The organism is Streptomyces sp. NPDC101151, assembly GCF_044768335.1.
Classification (GTDB): Bacteria; Actinomycetota; Actinomycetes; order Streptomycetales; family Streptomycetaceae; genus Streptomyces.
This window is the reverse complement of sequence record NZ_JBIWPP010000005.1, coordinates 181581-199874: the sequence shown is the minus strand read 5'-3', so window position 1 is coordinate 199874 and position 18294 is coordinate 181581. Positions and strand designations below refer to the sequence as shown.

14 protein-coding genes and 1 tRNA gene are annotated in these 18294 nt (G+C 71.0%); 9 read left to right on the top strand and 6 right to left on the bottom strand.

What is annotated here, in order from left to right:
• Positions 1–247 precede the first annotated feature (247 nt).
• From gyrB to ACIRU3_RS11750, 5 genes are all read left to right on the top strand, one after another.
• On the top strand, positions 248–2329 hold the full coding sequence (gyrB, locus tag ACIRU3_RS11770; protein WP_404054922.1) for a DNA topoisomerase (ATP-hydrolyzing) subunit B: 2082 nt from the start codon (positions 248–250) through the stop codon (positions 2327–2329).
• A gap of 42 nt (positions 2330–2371) precedes the next feature.
• Positions 2372–4966, top strand: a complete 2595-nt coding sequence (gene gyrA / locus ACIRU3_RS11765; protein ID WP_404054920.1) for a DNA gyrase subunit A — start codon at positions 2372–2374, stop codon at positions 4964–4966.
• Between the two features lie 18 nt (positions 4967–4984).
• Positions 4985–5716 (top strand): DUF3566 domain-containing protein, encoded by a 732-nt coding sequence (locus ACIRU3_RS11760; RefSeq protein ID WP_404054917.1) that lies wholly within the window; start codon positions 4985–4987, stop codon positions 5714–5716.
• A gap of 111 nt (positions 5717–5827) precedes the next feature.
• Positions 5828–5901: transfer RNA gene (locus ACIRU3_RS11755), tRNA-Ile, on the top strand.
• Positions 5902–6025: 124 nt separating this feature from the next.
• Positions 6026–6265 carry a hypothetical protein gene (locus tag ACIRU3_RS11750; protein WP_404054914.1) on the top strand — a complete coding sequence of 80 codons (240 nt, stop codon included), beginning with the start codon at positions 6026–6028 and terminating at the stop codon, positions 6263–6265.
• 218 nt (positions 6266–6483) lie between these two features.
• Here ACIRU3_RS11750 and ACIRU3_RS11745 read toward each other — a convergent pair whose 3' ends face one another.
• Together ACIRU3_RS11745 and ACIRU3_RS11740 are read right to left on the bottom strand one after the other, a co-directional pair.
• A complete protein-coding gene (locus ACIRU3_RS11745; protein WP_404054911.1) occupies positions 6484–10608 on the bottom strand; it encodes an AAA family ATPase in 4125 nt (1374 codons plus the stop codon).
• A gap of 681 nt (positions 10609–11289) precedes the next feature.
• Positions 11290–11790, bottom strand: coding sequence for a hypothetical protein (locus tag ACIRU3_RS11740; RefSeq protein ID WP_404054908.1), 501 nt, complete (start codon positions 11788–11790; stop codon positions 11290–11292).
• Between the two features lie 226 nt (positions 11791–12016).
• Here ACIRU3_RS11740 and ACIRU3_RS11735 point away from each other — a divergent pair, with 226 nt between their 5' ends.
• Both ACIRU3_RS11735 and ACIRU3_RS11730 read left to right on the top strand, forming a co-directional pair.
• Positions 12017–12496 (top strand): hypothetical protein, encoded by a 480-nt coding sequence (locus ACIRU3_RS11735; RefSeq protein WP_404054905.1) that lies wholly within the window; start codon positions 12017–12019, stop codon positions 12494–12496.
• Positions 12497–12565: 69 nt separating this feature from the next.
• On the top strand, positions 12566–12754 hold the full coding sequence (locus ACIRU3_RS11730; RefSeq protein WP_404054902.1) for a ferredoxin: 189 nt from the start codon (positions 12566–12568) through the stop codon (positions 12752–12754).
• Here the strand turns inward: ACIRU3_RS11730 and ACIRU3_RS11725 are convergent.
• From ACIRU3_RS11725 to ACIRU3_RS11715, 3 genes are all read right to left on the bottom strand, one after another.
• Entirely contained in the window at positions 12744–13529 is a 786-nt protein-coding gene (locus ACIRU3_RS11725; protein WP_404054899.1) for a glycosyltransferase family 2 protein, read from the bottom strand. The genes ACIRU3_RS11730 and ACIRU3_RS11725 overlap by 11 nt on opposite strands.
• A complete protein-coding gene (locus ACIRU3_RS11720; protein ID WP_404054897.1) occupies positions 13529–14176 on the bottom strand; it encodes a UTRA domain-containing protein in 648 nt (215 codons plus the stop codon). The genes ACIRU3_RS11725 and ACIRU3_RS11720 overlap by 1 nt, the downstream gene beginning before the upstream one ends.
• Positions 14177–14343: 167 nt before the next feature.
• Positions 14344–14679: a DUF6344 domain-containing protein gene (locus ACIRU3_RS11715; protein ID WP_404054894.1), complete on the bottom strand. Its 336-nt coding sequence runs from the start codon at positions 14677–14679 to the stop codon at positions 14344–14346.
• Between the two features lie 348 nt (positions 14680–15027).
• Here ACIRU3_RS11715 and ACIRU3_RS11710 point away from each other — a divergent pair, with 348 nt between their 5' ends.
• Together ACIRU3_RS11710 and ACIRU3_RS11705 are read left to right on the top strand one after the other, a co-directional pair.
• A complete protein-coding gene (locus tag ACIRU3_RS11710; RefSeq protein ID WP_003999697.1) occupies positions 15028–15156 on the top strand; it encodes a DLW-39 family protein in 129 nt (42 codons plus the stop codon).
• A gap of 255 nt (positions 15157–15411) precedes the next feature.
• Entirely contained in the window at positions 15412–16770 is a 1359-nt protein-coding gene (locus ACIRU3_RS11705) for a hypothetical protein (RefSeq protein ID WP_404054892.1), read from the top strand.
• Here the strand turns inward: ACIRU3_RS11705 and ACIRU3_RS11700 are convergent.
• Entirely contained in the window at positions 16734–18266 is a 1533-nt protein-coding gene (locus ACIRU3_RS11700) for a serine/threonine-protein kinase (protein WP_404054889.1), read from the bottom strand. The two genes, ACIRU3_RS11705 and ACIRU3_RS11700, sit on opposite strands and share 37 nt — an antisense overlap.
• Between the last annotated feature and the right edge of the window lie 28 nt (positions 18267–18294).

Sequence of the window (18294 nt, the reverse complement as noted above, 5' to 3'; positions counted from 1 at the left end):
CTGAGTGGCGCTGTGAGCCCCTTTGAGCCCCCATCCGCATATCGGGACCCGGCAGAGACCGGTTCAGGGCGGCACATGCGGACTCAGGTACCGGCAAACCCCCATCACTGTCGGTGCTACCGGTAGACTGGAAGCCAATCCCGCCCCAATCGTGGGGACCGTCCGGGAAAAGCTGAGCAACGCTGATCAAGGCTTACCAACGCAACATGCCGCAGCCGCTCCGGCAACCCGCCGACGAGCCCGGCTCGTGCTGTGCCAGAAAGGGCGCTTCGTGGCCGATTCCGGCAACCCCAACGAGAACATCCCGTCCACCGACGCCGGCGTGAGCGGCGAGGTCACAGACCCCGCCGTGGCCTCTGCCTCCTACGACGCCAGCGCCATCACCGTGCTCGAAGGGCTGGACGCGGTCCGCAAGCGACCCGGTATGTACATCGGCTCGACCGGTGAGCGCGGTCTGCACCACCTGGTGTACGAGGTCGTGGACAACTCGGTCGACGAGGCGCTGGCCGGCCACGCCGACACCATCGACGTGACGATCCTGGCCGACGGCGGCGTGCGCGTCGTCGACAACGGCCGTGGCATCCCGGTGGGCATCGTGCCCTCCGAGGGCAAGCCGGCCCTCGAGGTCGTGCTGACCGTGCTGCACGCGGGCGGCAAGTTCGGCGGCGGCGGCTACGCCGTCTCCGGCGGTCTGCACGGTGTCGGTGTCTCCGTCGTCAACGCGCTGTCCATGAAGGTCGCCGTCGAGGTCAGGACCGACGGCCACCGCTGGACGCAGGACTACAAAATGGGCGTCCCGACGGCCCCGCTCGTCCAGCACGAGGCGATCGAGGAGACCGGCACGTCGGTGACCTTCTGGGCCGACCCGGAGATCTTCGAGACCACCGAGTACTCCTTCGAGACGCTGTCGCGGCGCTTCCAGGAGATGGCGTTCCTCAACAAGGGTCTGACGATCAGGCTCACCGACGAGCGCGAGTCGGCGAAGGCCACCAGCGGTGCGGACGAGGCGGGTGGGGACGAGAAGGCCGAGGTCAAGGCGGTTACGTACCACTACGAGGGCGGCATCGTCGACTTCGTGAAGTACCTCAACTCCCGCAAGGGAGAGGCCGTCCACCCCTCGGTGATCGACCTGGAGGCCGAGGACCGGGACAAGAGCCTGTCCCTCGAGGTCGCGATGCAGTGGAACAGCGGCTACAGCGAGGGCGTGTACTCCTTCGCGAACATCATCCACACCCACGAGGGCGGTACCCACGAAGAGGGCTTCCGTGCCGCGCTGACCTCGCTGATCAACAAGTACGCGCGCGACAAGAAGCTGCTGAGGGAGAAGGACGACAACCTCACCGGTGACGACATCCGTGAGGGACTGACCGCGATCATCTCGGTCAAGCTCAGCGAGCCGCAGTTCGAGGGCCAGACCAAGACCAAGCTGGGCAACACGGAGGCCAAGACCTTCGTGCAGAAGGCGGTCTACGAGCACCTCAACGACTGGCTGGACCGCAACCCGGTCGAGGCCGCGGACATCGTCCGCAAGGGCATCCAGGCGGCCACCGCGCGCGTGGCGGCCCGCAAGGCCCGTGACCTGACCCGCCGCAAGGGCCTGCTGGAGAGCGCGTCCCTGCCGGGCAAGCTGTCGGACTGCCAGTCGAACGACCCCACCAAGTGCGAGATCTTCATCGTCGAGGGTGACTCCGCCGGCGGCTCGGCCAAGTCCGGCCGCAACCCGCAGTACCAGGCGATCCTCCCGATCCGCGGCAAGATCCTCAACGTGGAGAAGGCCAGGATCGACAAGATCCTGCAGAACCAGGAGATCCAGGCACTGATCTCCGCCTTCGGCACGGGTGTGCACGAGGACTTCGACATCGAGAAGCTCCGCTATCACAAGATCATCCTGATGGCGGACGCCGACGTCGACGGCCAGCACATCAACACCCTGCTGCTGACCTTCCTGTTCCGCTTCATGCGGCCGCTGGTCGAGGCCGGGCACGTGTTCCTCTCCCGTCCCCCGCTCTACAAGATCAAGTGGGGCCGGGACGAGGTCGACTACGCGTACTCCGACCGTGAGCGCGACGCCCTGCTGGAGATGGGCAGGCAGCGCGGCAAGCGTGTCAAGGAGGACTCGATCCAGCGCTTCAAGGGTCTCGGCGAGATGAACGCCGAGGAACTGCGCGTGACCACCATGGACATCGAGCACCGCGTCCTCGGCCAGGTCACCCTCGACGACGCCGCCCAGGCCGACGACCTGTTCTCGGTCCTGATGGGCGAGGACGTCGAGGCCCGCCGCCAGTTCATCCAGCGCAACGCCAAGGACGTCCGCTTCCTCGACATCTGAGTCGGTCTCAGCTGACCGCACCAGGAAGGATCTTCACCAGCAATGGCCGACGAGAACACTCCCGTCACCCCTGAAGAGGGCGGCGACGCGACCGTGCGCATCGAGCCCGTCGGGCTCGAAACGGAGATGCAGCGCTCGTACCTGGACTACGCGATGTCCGTCATCGTGTCCCGTGCGCTGCCCGACGTCCGGGACGGCCTCAAGCCCGTCCACCGGCGTGTGCTGTACGCGATGTACGACGGCGGCTACCGCCCCGAGCGCGGCTTCTACAAGTGCGCCCGCGTGGTCGGCGACGTCATGGGCAACTACCACCCGCACGGCGACTCCTCGATCTACGACGCTCTGGTGCGCCTCGCCCAGCCGTGGTCGATGCGGATGCCGCTGGTGGACTCCAACGGCAACTTCGGCTCTCCGGGCAACGACCCGGCGGCGGCCATGCGCTACACCGAGTGCAAGATGGCGCCGCTGTCGATGGAGATGGTCCGCGACATCGACGAGGAGACCGTCGACTTCACGGACAACTACGACGGCCGCTCCCAGGAGCCGACCGTCCTGCCGTCCCGCTTCCCGAACCTGCTGATCAACGGCTCGGCCGGTATCGCGGTCGGTATGGCGACCAACATCCCGCCGCACAACCTGCGCGAGGTCGCGGCCGGCGCCCAGTGGTACCTGGAGAACCCGGAGGCCTCGCACGAGGAGCTCCTGGACGCCCTGATCGAGCGCATCAAGGGCCCCGACTTCCCGACCGGCGCGCTCGTCGTCGGCCGCAAGGGCATCGAAGAGGCCTACCGCACCGGCCGCGGCTCCATCACGATGCGCGCGGTGGTCGAGGTCGAGGAGATCCAGAACCGCCAGTGCCTGGTGGTCACGGAGCTTCCGTACCAGACCAACCCCGACAACCTCGCGCAGAAGATCGCCGACCTGGTGAAGGACGGCAAGATCGGCGGCATCGCGGACGTACGCGACGAGACCTCGTCCCGTACGGGCCAGCGACTCGTCATCGTCCTCAAGCGGGACGCGGTCGCCAAGGTCGTCCTGAACAATCTGTACAAGCACACCGACCTGCAGTCGAACTTCGGCGCCAACATGCTGGCGCTGGTCGACGGCGTGCCGCGCACACTGTCGCTGGACGCGTTCATCCGCCACTGGGTGACGCACCAGATCGAGGTCATCGTGCGCCGGACCCGCTTCCGGCTGCGCAAGGCCGAGGAGCGCGCCCACATCCTGCGCGGTCTGCTGAAGGCCCTGGACGCCATCGACGAGGTCATCGCGCTGATCCGGCGCAGCGACACCGTGGAGATCGCGCGCACCGGCCTGATGGGCCTCCTGGAGATCGACGAGATCCAGGCGAACGCCATCCTCGAGATGCAGCTGCGCCGCCTGGCCGCCCTGGAGCGCCAGAAGATCGTCCAGGAGCACGACGAACTCCAGCTGAAGATCACCGAGTACAACGAGATCCTCGCCTCCCCGGTCCGCCAGCGCGGCATCGTCAGCGCGGAACTCGCCGCGATCGTCGAGAAGTACGGCGACGACCGCAAGACCATGCTGGTGCCCTACGACGGTGACATGTCCATCGAGGACCTGATCGCCGAGGAGGACATCGTCGTCACGGTCTCGCGCGGCGGTTACGTCAAGCGCACCAAGACCGTCGACTACCGGGCGCAGAAGCGCGGCGGCAAGGGCGTGCGGGGTACGAAGCTGAAGGAGGACGACATCGTCGACCACTTCTTCGTCTCCACCACGCACCACTGGCTGCTGTTCTTCACCAACAAGGGCCGGGTGTACCGGGCCAAGGCGTACGAGCTTCCGGACGCCGGCCGGGACGCGCGTGGTCAGCACGTGGCGAACCTGCTCGCCTTCCAGCCGGACGAGGCGATCGCCGAGATCCTCGCGATCCGCGACTACGAGGCGGCGCCGTACCTGGTCCTGGCCACCAAGGCCGGTCTGGTCAAGAAGACGCCTCTGAAGGATTACGATTCGCCCCGCGCCGGCGGTGTCATCGCGATCAATCTGCGCGAGCGGGAGGACGGTTCGGACGACGAACTGATCGGTGCCGAACTCGTCTCGGCCGACGACGATCTCCTTCTGATCAGCAAGAAGGCGCAGTCGATCAGGTTCACCGCCTCGGATGACACCTTGCGCCCGATGGGCCGTGCCACCTCCGGTGTCAAGGGGATGAGTTTCCGCGAGAGCGACGAGCTTCTCTCGATGAATGTTGTTCGACCCGGTACGTTCGTGTTCACTGCGACGGACGGCGGATACGCCAAGCGGACCGGCGTCGACGAGTACCGCGTCCAGGGTCGTGGCGGCCTCGGTATCAAGGCCGCCAAGATCGTGGAGGACCGCGGCTCTCTCGTCGGCGCGCTGGTCGTCGAGGAGAACGACGAGATCCTCGCGATCACCCTGTCCGGCGGTGTGATTCGTACGCGAGTCAGCGGGGTCAGGGAGACGGGCCGTGACACCATGGGCGTCCAGCTGATCAACCTGGGCAAGCGCGATGCCGTGGTCGGTATCGCACGTAACGCCGAGGCGGGGCGCGAGGCGGAGGAAGTCGACGGCGACGTGGCCGTGGACGAGACCGCCGAGGGTGCCGTGACCACCGGCACGGACGAGGGTGAGGCGCCCTCGGCCGAGTAGCACGAGGAGAGAGTCATCGTGAGCGGAGCCACGGGCGCCGGATCGTCCGGTACCTCGACGGGTACGGAATCGGACGGCGGCGGCCGTGGCTCCGCCGCGCGTGCGGCGGACCCGCACACGACCCAGCTGCGCAAGATCGACGCGGGCACGGGCGACTCGCCCTCGCCCGGCAGGCATGGATCCCAGGGGGGAACTGTGACGGACACCCGCGGTCAGCAGACCCGGCCCGGCCCGGCCGAGGGACAGCAGGCCTCCCCGCTGCCCGTGGAACGGCGGTCCGAGCAGCCCGCCGGGCCCTATCACCCGCCGCAGGCCTATCCGGCGCAGGCCCCGGCCGGCGCCGTACGCCGGCCGCGCACCGGCGCCAAGACCGCGCCGCGCACCCGTAAGGCCCGGCTGCGCGTCGCCAAGGCCGACCCGTGGTCGGTCATGAAGGTCAGCTTCCTGCTCTCCATCGCGCTCGGCATCTGCACGATCGTCGCCTCGGCGGTGCTGTGGATGGTGATGGACGCGATGGGCGTGTTCTCGACCGTCGGCGGCACGATCTCGGAGGCGACCGGCTCCAACGAGGCGAACGGCTTCGACCTCCAGGCCTTCCTCTCCCTCCCGCACGTCCTGACGTTCGCGGCGATCATCGCGGTGATCGACGTGGTCCTCGCGACAGCGCTGGCCACCCTCGGTGCGTTCATCTACAACCTGTCCGCCGGCTTCGTGGGCGGCATCGAGCTGACGCTGGCCGAGGACGAGTGACGCCACCTGCCGGGCTCTCCTGACAGCCCCCCGACAACCGATTTTGGGACTGCCCCCTTCGTGCGCTAATCTTCAGGAGTCAGCGCGCGGGACAACACCGCAGAGCGCGGCGGGGCTATAGCTCAGTTGGTTAGAGCGCATCCCTGATAAGGATGAGGCCACAGGTTCAAATCCTGTTAGCCCCACAAGACGAAGACCCCCAGTCGGATCCGGCTGGGGGTTCTTGGCATCTGTGGCTGGAATCAGCCGCGGGAGCCGCGTCGGGTGAGGGAGAGCCGCAGGCGCACGGTGCGCCCGGGAGGGGGCAGCATGCCGGAGAGCACAAGTCGTTGGCGCACACCGCAGCTCTGGATCGGTCTCGGGGGAAGTGCGCTGCTGTCCGGCGTCATCCTCAAGGGCGTGATCGAGGGAAACAGGAATGCCCAGGTGGAAGGCGTCGTAGTCCTGGTGATCTGGTCATTCTTCGCCGGTCTTGTGGTCGGTCATCGCTCGGGCGCGCGACGCGTGCTCCAGGGTGCGCCGCCCGTCAAGGACAGCCCCGAGCGCTGACACCTTCGCCTGGCACCAACAGCGGCGAACAGCGCCGGTCATGGCTTCTGTTTCACGGAATTCGCAGCACGCCTTCCGCTTCACGACACGAAAAAAGGCCCGACCGCTGGCGACGGGGGATGCACCAGCGATCGGGCTATGGCCAAGGGTAACAAGGTTGTGGGGGCTAGGGGAGGCAACGGGCCTGTTGGTTCGGGTAGTTGGCTGATCTTGATCGGTCAGTCGGGGCACGGGGGGTCGTAGGAGAGGCGGGGGAGGTATTCGTGCCACCTCTGCGGGGTCAGTACGTCCCCGGTCACCGAGCAGATGTGGCGGATGGCCGCGTCGGCGTCCAGCCGCCACAGACGGACCGTGTCGGCGCCGCTCGACACCCCGAGCACATGGCTGTTGGGGCTGAAGGACAGGAAGTTGCCCGTCTTGCCGTAGGGGCTCATCGACTGGCCGATGGGGGCCGCCGAGGACGGATCGGTGACGTTCCACAGCCGCACCGTGTTGTCGTTGCCGCCGCTCGCCAGGGTGTGGCCGGTCGCGGTGAACGTCAGTGACGTGACCGCCTCGGTGTGGCCGGTGAGCGGGGAGCCCAGCGCGCTCGCCGTGCCCGGGTCGGTGACGTCCCAGAGCCGTACGGTGTCGTCGTCGCTTCCGCTGGCCAGCGTACGGCCGTCGGGGCTGTAGGCGAGCGCGTTGACCGGGCCGGAGTGCTTCCTGAGGGGATGGCCGATTCCGGTGGTGTGGGCGGGGTCGGACACGTCCCACAGCCGGATGTTGCTGTCCGCGCTGCCGCTGGCGAGCGTGTGCCCGTCCCGGCTGAAGGCGAGGGCGTTGACGTAGCCCCGGTGGCCGGTGAGCGGCTTGCCGAGCGGGACGGCACGGGCGGGGTCGGTGACGTTCCAGAGCTGGATGGTGTCGTCGTCGTAGGCGCTGGCCAGGGTGTGACCGTCGGGGCTGTAGGCCAGTGAGTTGTGGCCCGCGAAGCGGGTGTGCAGGGTGAGGGGCGGCCTGGCCCGGACCGGGTGGGCCGGGTCGGTGACGTTCCACAGATACAGCGCCGCGTTCCCGGTCCGTACGGCGAGGGTGCGGCCGTCGGGGGAGAACACCATCGAACGCTGGTAGCCGTCCGCGGGCATGAACGGTTTGCTCAGGGACACGGGCCGGCCGGGAGCCGACACGTTCCACAGCCGGACTCTGCCGTCGCGCGCGGACGTGGCGAGAACCTTCCCGTCCGGGCGGAAGGCGCCGCTGCGGCCGATCATGTCCTGCGTCGGTACCGACCACAGACGGACCTTGCTGTCACCGCTGCCGGTGGCGAGGGTACGGCCGTCGGGGCTGAAGCCCAGGGCGTACATCTCGCCGCTGCTGCCCGAGAGCGGCTCGCCGACCTGCGAGGGGGACGCCGGATCACCGACGTTCCACAGGCTCGCCGTGCTGTCCGCGCTGGCCGCGGCGAGCCGGCCGCCGTCCGGGCTGAAGGCCACGGACCAGATGGGGCCGGTGTGCCCGGTGAGCGGTGAGCCGATCGGTGCCGCGTGCGCCGGATCGGAGACGTTCCACAGCCGGATGGTGTCGTCCGCGCTGCCGCTGGCCAGGGTGCGCCCGTCGGGGCTGAAGGCCACTGTGTGCACGATGTCCGTGTGACCGGTCAGTACCGTCGGCAGGGGCTCGGGGTGCCGCGGATCGGCCGTGTTCCACAGCCGGATGGTGTCGTCGTCGCCGCCCGCCGCGAGGGTGCGGCCGTCGGGGCTGAACGCCACACTGCGCACCGCCGCGGTGTGGCCGCCCAGGGTGCCGAGCGGCTTCGGCCGGCCCGGGTCGGCCACGTCCCACAGGCGGACGGTGCGGTCCTCGCTCGCCGAGGCGAGCGTGCGGCCGTCCGGGCTGAAGGCGACCAGGTAGATCGTGCTCTTGTGGCCGGTCAGCGGCCGGCCCAGGGGTGCCGGGTGAGCGGGGTCGGTGACGTCCCACAGCCGGATCGTGCCGTCGTCGCCGGCGCTGGCCAGGGTGTGTCCGTCCGGGCTGAAGACCGCGCTGCTCACCCAGCTCCGGTGGCCGGTCAGGGGTTTGCCGAGCGGCCTCGGGCGGCTTCGGTCGGCCACGTTCCACAGGCGGACGGTCCGGTCGTAGCTGGCCGTGGCCAGGGTCTTGCCGTCGGGGCTGAAGGAGGTGAGGTAGACGGCGCCGGTGTGGCCGAGCAGCGGGGTGGCCAGGGGCGCGTTCACGATCGAGATCAGCCTGCTGAACGTCCCCTCGTCGTCCGGCCGCAGCCGGTGGGCCACCAGATCGAGCTGAGCGGCCAGCGAGGGATCCGTGTGCTGGACCCGGTCCGCCTCGGCGAGGACCTGCTCGAACACGGCGTCGTCCCGCTGCTGCCACGCCACCACCGCCGAACCGGCGGCGAGTACGGCGAGCACGACCAGCGTCGCCACCGCGCCACGGCTGATCAGGACCGTGCGCTTGCGCAGCCTGACCGAGGCGGCCAGGAACTGCACCGCGCTGCGCGTCAGATAGGTGTTCCCGGCGGACTTCGCCCAGCTGCGGGCCTGCTCCAGGCGCGAGCCACGGTAGAGCAGCGAGCTGTCCCGGTCCGAGGCCTCCCAGGCGTGGCCGTCCTCCTCCAGCCGCTGGCGCAGCAGATGGTCGTTGCGGTCCTCGTCGATCCAGTGGCGCAGCCGCGGCCAGGCGTGGAGCAGCGCCTCATGGGTGATCTCCACGGTCTCCGCGTCGAGCGTCACCAGCCGGGCACGCACCAGCGCCTCCAGCGACTCCTCCGTCTTGCCGGGGTCCGCCGACTCCTGCGCCAGCTGGCGCCGTGTGCCGCGCCTGCGGGTGGCCTGGGTGTCCTCGCCCAGCCGGACGAGGCGCAGCAGGAGCAGCCGGGCTGCCGTGCGGGCGGCGGGGTCGAGGCTGGTCCAGGCGCGCTCGGCGGTCGCCGCCACCGCGCCCTGGATGCCGCCGGCAGCTCGGTAGCCGGCCGCCGTCAGACGTCCCCCTTTCCGGCGCTGCCAGGTGGCGAGCAGGGCGTGGGAGAGGAGCGGGAGCACTCCGGCGTCGTGCGCCCCGCGCGGGCCGTCCGCGCTCACCTCCCGCACGATCAGCTCGGCCAGTCCGGGCTCCAGCTCCAGTCCCACGGCCTTGGCGGGGCCGGTCACCGCCTCGCGCAGCTCCGCGGTGGTCAGCGGTCCGAGCACCATGTGCCGGTGCTGCAGCGCGTCGGCCAGTTCGGGATAGACCAGGCACCGTTCGTAGAAGTCGGCGCGGATACCGAGGACCACGAGGACGGGGGCGGGGCCGGCCGAGTCCGCGGGCGGGGTGCAGGCCGCGTGCAGGAACTGGAGGAAGGTACGGCGGTCGGCCTCGTCGGGACAGAGGGTGAACGTCTCTTCGAACTGGTCGACGACGATGACGGGGCAGGTGGCCGGATCGGTGTCGGCGCCGGTGTCCGGCAGGGGGTTCGCGGAGGGGTCCGCAGGGGCGAGGCCGGAGGCGTCGCCGGACGGCCGCTCCTTCGCGGACGCCTCCCGGCGCGCCCAGGCCGTGACCGCCTCACGCACCGCGCGGGCGAAGTGCGGGGCGTCGGATCCGGGCATCGCCGGGTTCTCGGCCGCCTTCTCCTCGGCCTTGCGTGCCTCCGCCGCGAGGGAGGCCAGCTCCGGGATGCGGCGGGTCAGTTCGCCGAGCGGATCGGCGCCCGGCACGAGTTGGAGCACGGCGCTCGACCCGCTGCTCCCGTCCCCGAGCGCGCCGCCCCGCACCACGGGCATCAGCCCGGCGTTCAGCAGCGATGACTTCCCCGCGCCCGAGGCGCCGACGAGCATGATCAGCCCGCCCGTCTTCTCCACGGCGCGCAGCTGGGCCACGAGGGCCTCCGTGCTCCGTTCCCGCCCGAAGAACCACCGGGCGTCCTCCTGGCGGTAGGGCGCCAGTCCCCGGTAGGGGCAGACACCGCCGGCGACGGGTGGGGCCTGGGCCGGTGGCTGCCGGTTCTCCTCGGCGGGCACCGCGGGGCGCTCGGCGGCCGGGTCGGCCAGCGCGCGCTCCCACAGACGCTGCCAGTGGGCGAGGTCGTACAGGCCGCCGGAGACCGGGACGGGCCGCGAGCGCCGCGCCTCCGGGATCAGGATCTGCAGGACGGCCGCGAGGGCGGCGAACTGGGCCGGTACGTTCTTCGCCCGCCGCCAGTCGCTGATGCGCTGGGCGGAGACCCGCACGGGCCGTCCGCGCTCGTCCGTCCGCTGCAGCCGTACGACCGCGTCGGACACGCTCTTGAGGGGAGGGTTTCCGGCCTCCTTGTACAGCAGTGCGAGGCGCTCGGCGAAGGCTGTGCGTGCCCCTGAGTCGGAACCCAAGGTCCCACCCCTTACTCCCCCCCGTATCTGGACGTCCGGACCGGAAAACTCACCCTATATGGCTGACCTGCGGTTACACCGTGGTCCGGAGACCGGAACCTCCTCCTCGGCGCCCACAAATGGCAGGATCACGACGCGGTAGCCGCCCCCTCACACACCGTCCGGACAGGCCACCGGCTCGGCGCTCGGAGAGACAGCCCAAGGCGCCGAATGTTCTCGGTCAACTTCTCCCGGGGCGCCGGAGACATCGACGACACCGAAGACCCTTCGATACTTCGATTCGTGCCGATACGCCGACGCGGCACGGATCGATCGTCACCCGCTCCGTCCGGCACCGGTCCCCACGAGGGGAGGGACCGGTGCCGGACGGGCCGGTGCCGCAACGCCGGACGGGACGGACGGCGGCGCTCAGGCCCCGTCGGCCGACTCCCGCCCGCAGACTCCCGCCTGCCGCCCGACGTCATGCACGCTCCGCCCACTGCCTCAGGGGCGTGGGGAGGGGGCACCCCCGGCGGCGTTGTCGTCGGTTGTCGATTCCCCCACGCCCGGCTGCGCTCGCGCGGGGGACCCCCATCGCGTCGACGCCCTCCTCCGCCTCGCAGCTGGACGCACCAGACCCCGCTCACCCGCGCTGACGAGGCACCGTTGCCCGGAGCCGGCCTGATCCGCCGGGCAATACACCTAGGCGATCCACCCTGCCGCGCGAGCGGCGGATACGGCCTGCCGTTCGGTCTCGTCGGCCGTCGCGTTCAGCGATGCGTCCCGGCCCGGCGCCGTCCCGCCCGCGGCGGCCGCGGCGGCCTGGGACGCGGTCAGCGCGGCGCGCAGGGCCGAGGCGGCGGCGGTGGCGCCGCCTGAGTCCCGTGATGCGGCCACCTGAGCCGCCAGGGCGGCCGCCGCTGCGGCGTTCCGGGCGCAGCGGGCGTCCGCCGCCGGATCGGGCGCACTCGCGGTCAGGGCGTCGATCGACGCGGCCGACAGCCGCAGCGCGCCCGCGGCCCGGCCGACGGGGCCCGTCGGCACGAGCTGGGCGGCGTCCTCGGTGAAGCCGGCATGACGGCAGGTGGCGGCGGCGCGGTCGTACGCGCTGCGTGCTCGGTCGGCGTGGATCCTTCTCAGCGCCGACGCAGGCGCCGACGCCGGCGTCCCGGATCCGGTCACTGTCTCTTCGAGTCCGCTCATCTTCGGTCTCCCTCTGCCGAGACGGCTCCGCATGCGCTGCCCGTCGTGGTCCGGGCGCGGGCAGGGTGCCACGTCGGCCGTGAAGAGGCCAGAAGGGCGCCGTGAAGAGGCCAGAAGGGCGCGGGGAGCGGGCCGCGCGACCGGCGTGACCATCCCGAGCGCCTGGAAATCTGACGGACCGTCAGTTATGGTCGGGCCGCCGGCTGTTCCCGAAGGGGTGAGTGCCATGGTGAAACATCCTGATTGCCCGCAACCTCCCGGTGTCCCGCGCTGGGTCGCGATGTTCTACCAGCCGTCCCGGGCCGCTTGGCGGGTCGGCGCCGAGTCGCCCGACCGAACCCCCGTGCTGTACGCGGTGGGAGACATGGCCCAGACGGTACGAGCGCGCGGGCAGGACGTGACGGTCGCCCTGTGGGGCCCGCGGGACGGTGCCTGGCAGCGGTTCGACACCCAGGCCGCCGAACCCGCCGCCCCCGCAGCGCCCGAGCCGTCCCCGGAACGTTCCGGGGAGCCGGTCAGGCTCGCCGAACGCATGTCGGACCGCCGGCACCAGGTGCTCATGGCCGGCCTGAGCAAGGCCGGCCTGTACGACCTCTCCTCCGAGGACGCGGAAGCGGTACAGGCGCTGGTCGACGGGCTGGACGAACCCACGGTCCGCAGGGTCGCCCACTGGCTCTCCGCCGCGGGCCGGCCGCAGAGCGGCTAGGAAGCACCGGTTCACCGTGCGCTCCACCGGGCAGTGACGTCCTGGACGTCACCTACGGCTGGAGGACGCATGAAGGTCTCCGTCGACCGCACCGTGTGCTACGGCTCAGCCGAGTGCGCGCACCGTGCCCCGTCCGTCTTCGCGTTCGAGGACGGATACGGCATGGTGCGGCCCGGCCGGGAAGAGCAGGACGACGATCCACAGGTGCGGGAAGCGGCCGAGAAGTGCCCCTCGCAGGCCGTCGTGATCAGCGAATGACCGAAGGGCCGTCCCCGGGGGGGTAGGTCCACCCGAAGTCCGCAAGCGACCGCGCCCTGGCCTCCACCACCGCCATGCGTGCCTCCCGCTCGGCCGGGTCGACGTGCGAGGCCTGCCCGGTCGCCTGTCCGTCCCACTTCCGGTACAGGAGTCCCACCTCCGCGGAGAACCACCCGCGGCTGACCGCGTTCAGCGCCAGCAGCAGGCCCGTGTCCTCCGAGGCCGGCAGGGCCATCCAGCCGCCCAGGGCCGTCAGCAGGTCGCGCCGTACGAAGAGCGTCGCCGGATGGACCTGGGCCCGGAACCCGTTCTGCCGCCAGAAGCCGAGGACGGCCCCGCGCTCGATCGGGCCGTCGTCCGGATCGCCGGGGAAGCCGGCCGTGGTGCCGTCGGGCAGCAGGTCGAGGACCCGGGACGTCGTCCAGCCGATCGTGCGGTCGGCCTCCAGGACGGCCAGGTCACGGGCGAGGGCTCCGGGCGGGAGCTGGTCGTCGGCGTCCAGGACCTTCACATACAGGCCGTCGGCGTGCGCCAGCGCGATCGTGCGGGCGATGCCGGGTCCGCCCCGGCGGCCCTGACGGAAGCTCACCCGCTCGTCGTCCGGGACGTACGGGCGGACCGCGTCCGTCCTGTCGTCCTCCTGGATCACCCAGTCCCACTCCCAGCCGTCCGGAAGCCACTGCTCGCGCAGGGACTTGTAGGCCTCCGGCAGAAAGTGGGCGGAGGGGGCGTGGACGGCGGTGACTACGGTGATGCGCCGGGTCACGGCGGCCATCACCACCTTTCCAGTCGAGTGGTGAAGAGCAGTTCCGTACGGTCGCCCGGCAGCACGACGTCGGAGACGTCCACGACACGGCCGAGGGTGTCGTACGACGTCTTGCGGATCAGGATCACCGCCGTACCTGCCGGCAGCTCCAGCTCCCGGGTCTCCTGCGGGGTCGGCGGACGCGCGCCGACACGTTCCTCGATGCGGTCGATCTCGATGCCCACGGTGGACAGCTGGTGGTGGGTGCCGCCGGGCCAGGGCTCCCGGGACGCGTCCAGAAGGTCGGGGTTGGCCGCCGCGACGGCGTGCGGGAGATACGAGGTGACGAGGCCGAAGGCGGCCGCCTCCGCCGCGTAACGCGTCCGGTAGCTGCGTTCGAGGAGCGGCGTCCCCTCCGGCACCCCGAAGACCCCGGCCAGATCCTTCGATGCCTCGACCGTGCGGTAACGGGCGAGGAAGACGAGGTCGTCCGGCACCAGGCCGGTGTCGTGCTCCGTGGCGCCGGTGGCGGCCCGGACGGCCGAGGGCTGCCTGGCCCGGTCCTTCTCCCACTGATGGCGGCCGTTGTCGCGCACCACCCGCGCGCGAGGGCGTCGTACGAAGGTGCCGCGCCCGTGCTGCCGGTCGTCCGCGATCTCCTCGTAGGCCTTGGGCACCTGTCCAGGCTACGACTCCTGACCGGGACCCGACGACTCGGTGGTGGTGCCCCTGAACAGCGCAAGACCCCCGGCCGAGCCCCGGCCGGGGGTCTGTCCGTGTCGACTGATGCGTACGCAAGTCGCCTTGATGTCGAAACGTCTGCGGTGCCGTGTCCTGCCGCGGCTCAGCAGGCGAGAGGTGCTGTGGTCTGGTTCGCCGCGCCCGTCTCCGCTTCCGTCTCGTCGAGGGGGCGGTGCCGGCAGCTGGGGGACTTTCCGTGGGCCTCGGCCCGGATGCGCTGTTTCATCGTGGGGGGCAGGGCCCTGCCTTGGGACCAGATCCAGTGGTTCATCGCCGGGATCGTCGGGACCGTCCGCTGCTCGGTGGTGCTCTGCGGGCTCTCGGCCGGAGTCGCGGCGGCGGCCGCGCTGGCCGCGGTGACGAGTCCGAGCGCCGTGCACAGCGCGAGGAAGGCGGTGACGATGGCGGTCCACAGCTTCATGACCTTGTTCTGGGTCATGGCCCCTCACTTTCGGGTTGGGCGATTTGCGTACTTTGTTCATGATGTGTATGGGGATCGCGAAGTGGTGGACCTACGCCCGTGGCGCGTCGATGTTCCGATGAACACCACACGAATGGGTGCAAGAAGGGAGAAAACCCCTCAAAGCTGCCCGAGAGAGAGTGAAAGGGGAGCAAAGTCACGGTCCGTGGGGGTGTGATCACCCTCCGATCGGAACGCGGCGGACCTGGCCTATTGCTCTGCCGGAGGCGGGAGTTGAGGCCCGACGCAGGTCACCGATCGATATCGGTCGGTGTGTATAGTCGGGCGCCAGAGGTCCCCTACGTCAAGGAAAGACGAGGTCGCGCGGTGAAGAAGCTGCTCCTGGTCGCACTGGCCGCCATCGGCGGGCTCCTCGTGTACCGCCAGATCCAGGCGGATCGCGCCGAGCAGGACCTGTGGACGGAGGCGACTGACTCCGTGCCCACGGGTTCGTGAGTACCGATCCAGAATCTGATCAGACCCCGGCCGCCTGCGCGGTCGGGGTTTTGTGTTGCCCGGGCGGCCCAGCCGGTCGATGGTGATGCGTCGTGTTGCCGTTCCTCGACGGGTGGTGTACGGGGCCCGGCGGCGCAGGAGGGACGAGCACGGGCGGTACGGAGTTTCGGACGGCCGTACGCATTCCACGGATGGCGCAGGGACGCTCGGGGCAGGATGGGCCACGGTCGGGTGCGGAGCGGCAGGGGGTGGCACGTGCGGGGGCGAAGGCGTACGACGTGGCGGCGGAGCGGCCGGCCGGCGGGCGCCGGGGCCCGTGCCACGGTCGTGACCGCCGTGCTGTGCGCGCTGGCCGCGCTGCCGGGCGGGATCGCGGCAGGCAGCGCCCAGGGAACGTACGGGTTCGCCCCGGACGCCCGGCCGGTCACGGGCGCGACCGGCACCACCGACGCCCCGCGGCTGGAGCCGGGCCGCACCTACCGGAGCACCCTCCCCAAGAACGGCAAGCTCTACTACCGCCTCGACCTCGCCGCGACGACCACGGCCTACGTCCCCGTCACCGCCGTTCCTCCCGCCCACGCCACCGTCTCCTCGACCGACGGCATCCGTGTCTCGTTCCAGGACGCGCGCGGCACCTCCTGCTCCAACGCCTCCGCACGCTTCGGCGCCGCACTCAGCGCCCGTCCCGTCACGGCCCTGGGAGAGCGCGAAGCCGGCCGGACGCTGTGCCAGGGCGCGGGGACGTACTACCTCCTCGTGGAACGCCTCGACACCGCGGGCTCCGACGGCTCCGAGAACTCCGGTACGGCGGACCCGGCGCAGCGCTGGGACCTGGAGCTCAAGCCCGCCACGGAACCGGGCCTGGCAGGCACCGGGCCCACCGACGCACCCCGGACCTGGGACTCCGCCTCTCCCGAGGCCGTCGCCGGCGACCCACGCGACCGGACCGGCGGCACCGGCTTCGCCCAGGCCCGCCCGCTGGACCAGGGGGTCTGGCGGACCGGGATCAGCCCCGGGCAGACGCTCTTCTACAAGGTGCCGCTCGACTGGGGCCGCCAGGTGCGCGCCGTCGCCGAACTGGGCAGCTCCACGAGCGGCCACGGCTATGTCGGCGGGGCCCTGAACCTGGCGCTCTACAACCCCGTGCGCGGATACGTCGACGACGCCCCCCTCGGCTACACCGGCACCCAGAAGTCGGCCGCCCTCGATCCGCTGCCGCCCGTGGAGTACGCCAACCGGTACGCCGTCCTCACCCGGGACAACGCGATGCGCTTCGCCGGCGCGTACTACCTGGTCGTGCACCTCAGCGAGCAGATGGCCGGCACCTTCGGACCCGGACCGTTCGGAGTGACGCTGCGGGTACGCGTCGACGGGCAGGCGCACGGCGGGCCCGCCTACGCCGGGCGGTCCGTGCCGGACGGTGTCTTCGCCGTCACGGAGCAGGACCGTCGGGCGGCGGCGACCGGGAGCACCGGGGGCGGAGACACCGCGATGAAGGCGCTCGCGGCCGGCGGCATCGGGGCCGGGACCGCGCTGCTGCTGGTACTTGGCGGGTGGACGGTGGCGGCCCGGCGGGCTCAGACGCGGGTCAGCGCCCAGAAGCCCACGGCGTAGCAGGCCAGCGCAAGGAGCAGGATCGGGATCGCCGCCTTTGCCGGGGGGCCCGGGCGGCGGATCGCGCGACGGGCCCGGCGGCCGTGCGCCCGGACCGGCCCGATCGGTGGCGCGAGAGGTGGAACCTGCGGCTCCCGAGCGGTGTACGAAGCAGTAGAGGCATCGATGCGCGGCCGTGCCTCCCGAACCGGGACCGGAGGCCCCGCCGGGGCGGGGTGCCAGGCGTACGGCTGGGCGGAGGACTGCGGATGCGCGGGGGCGTGCGAGGAGAAGGCGGTGGGCCCCGTGGTGGGGGTGGGCGGCTGCTCGACGGGGTGCAGACCGTACTGTTCGCCCTCCTGTTCGCCGTGCTGTGCCTGCCGGGCGTACGGCCGGGGGCTCGGCGTCGGCTGTGGCGGCGGGAGAGGGAAGCTCCCGGTGTCCGACATCGAGGGAGGTACGGGATCCTGCGTCCCGTCACCGCCGCTGTTGCCGCCGTCGGCGCCCAGGCGGGGATCGAGGCGGACGTCGGACGGGGCCGGCCTCCCCGTGCCTCCGGTGCCGTCGGTGGCGGAGTCGGTGCCGGTGGTGTCCGTGGCCGCGTGCACCGCCCGCACCCGCACTCCGGAGGCCGGCTTGAGCGGACCCCCCGATCCGAACCCGGGCGGCAGCGGCCCGAGTTGGTCGAAGATCTCGATCAGCTCGTCGTCGGGGCCGGGCTCCGGCAGGAGTTCCGTGGCGGAGACGAGCGCCTTGCGCGCCCCCGTGGCGGTCCGGAAACGAGCCGCCGGATCGGGCTGCAGCAGAGTGGCGACGACCTGCCAGAGCGGCTCGGGGACCCCCTTGGGCGGGCCGGGCGTCCCGTGCTCCATGAAGTACTGCACAAGGGCGTTGGCGTCCGGTTTGGCACCCTCGAGCAGATACAGGGCGACCAGGCCCACGGCGAACAGGTCGGCGGGGAAGTCCGGTTCGGCACCCAGCATCTGCTCGGGCGCCAGATAACCGGGCGTGCCCACCACGAGGTTGGTCTCCGTCAGGCGGGGCTCGCCGAACCGCATGGCGATGCCGAAGTCCGACAGCCGCAGCCGCGGCCGACCGGTACCGGTGGCTTCGAGCAGCACGTTGGCGGGCTTGATGTCCCGGTGCACGACACCTTCCGCGTGCACCGCGGCGAGACCCGACAGAAGCTGGTCGACCAGGGTGCACACGAACGCGGGCGGCAGCGGGCCGTAGTCACCGACGAGGTGGACCAGCGAGCCGCCTCCGACCAGGTCCATCGTGAACAGGACCTTGTCGTCGTCGGCGGCCCAGCTGGCCGGAGCGAGGACATGAGGGTGGTCGATGCGCAGCGCCTGTTCGCGTACGAAGCGCAGCAGCGAGTGGGCGTCGCGCTGCTGGAGCACCTTGGCGGCCACATAGCGCCGACGCCGGTGGTCCCAGGCACGCCACACGGCACCCGCACCACCGCGTCCGATCGGATCGGCCAGCTCGTACCGGCCGGCGAAGACCTCACCCATGACAGTCCGCCGCTCCTCCCCCTAGCCC

Excerpts from the sequence above, each read along its gene's own strand:
- gyrA (WP_404054920.1), top strand. The coding sequence starts at position 2,372 with ATGGCCGACGAGAACACTCCCGTCACCCCTGAAGAGGGCGGCGACGCG.
- ACIRU3_RS11750 (WP_404054914.1), top strand. The coding sequence starts at position 6,026 with ATGCCGGAGAGCACAAGTCGTTGGCGCACACCGCAGCTCTGGATCGGT.
- ACIRU3_RS11740 (WP_404054908.1), bottom strand. The coding sequence starts at position 11,790 with ATGAGCGGACTCGAAGAGACAGTGACCGGATCCGGGACGCCGGCGTCG.
- ACIRU3_RS11735 (WP_404054905.1), top strand. The coding sequence starts at position 12,017 with ATGGTGAAACATCCTGATTGCCCGCAACCTCCCGGTGTCCCGCGCTGG.
- ACIRU3_RS11730 (WP_404054902.1), top strand. The coding sequence starts at position 12,566 with ATGAAGGTCTCCGTCGACCGCACCGTGTGCTACGGCTCAGCCGAGTGC.
- ACIRU3_RS11725 (WP_404054899.1), bottom strand. The coding sequence starts at position 13,529 with ATGGCCGCCGTGACCCGGCGCATCACCGTAGTCACCGCCGTCCACGCC.
- ACIRU3_RS11715 (WP_404054894.1), bottom strand. The coding sequence starts at position 14,679 with ATGACCCAGAACAAGGTCATGAAGCTGTGGACCGCCATCGTCACCGCC.
- ACIRU3_RS11700 (WP_404054889.1), bottom strand. The coding sequence starts at position 18,266 with ATGGGTGAGGTCTTCGCCGGCCGGTACGAGCTGGCCGATCCGATCGGA.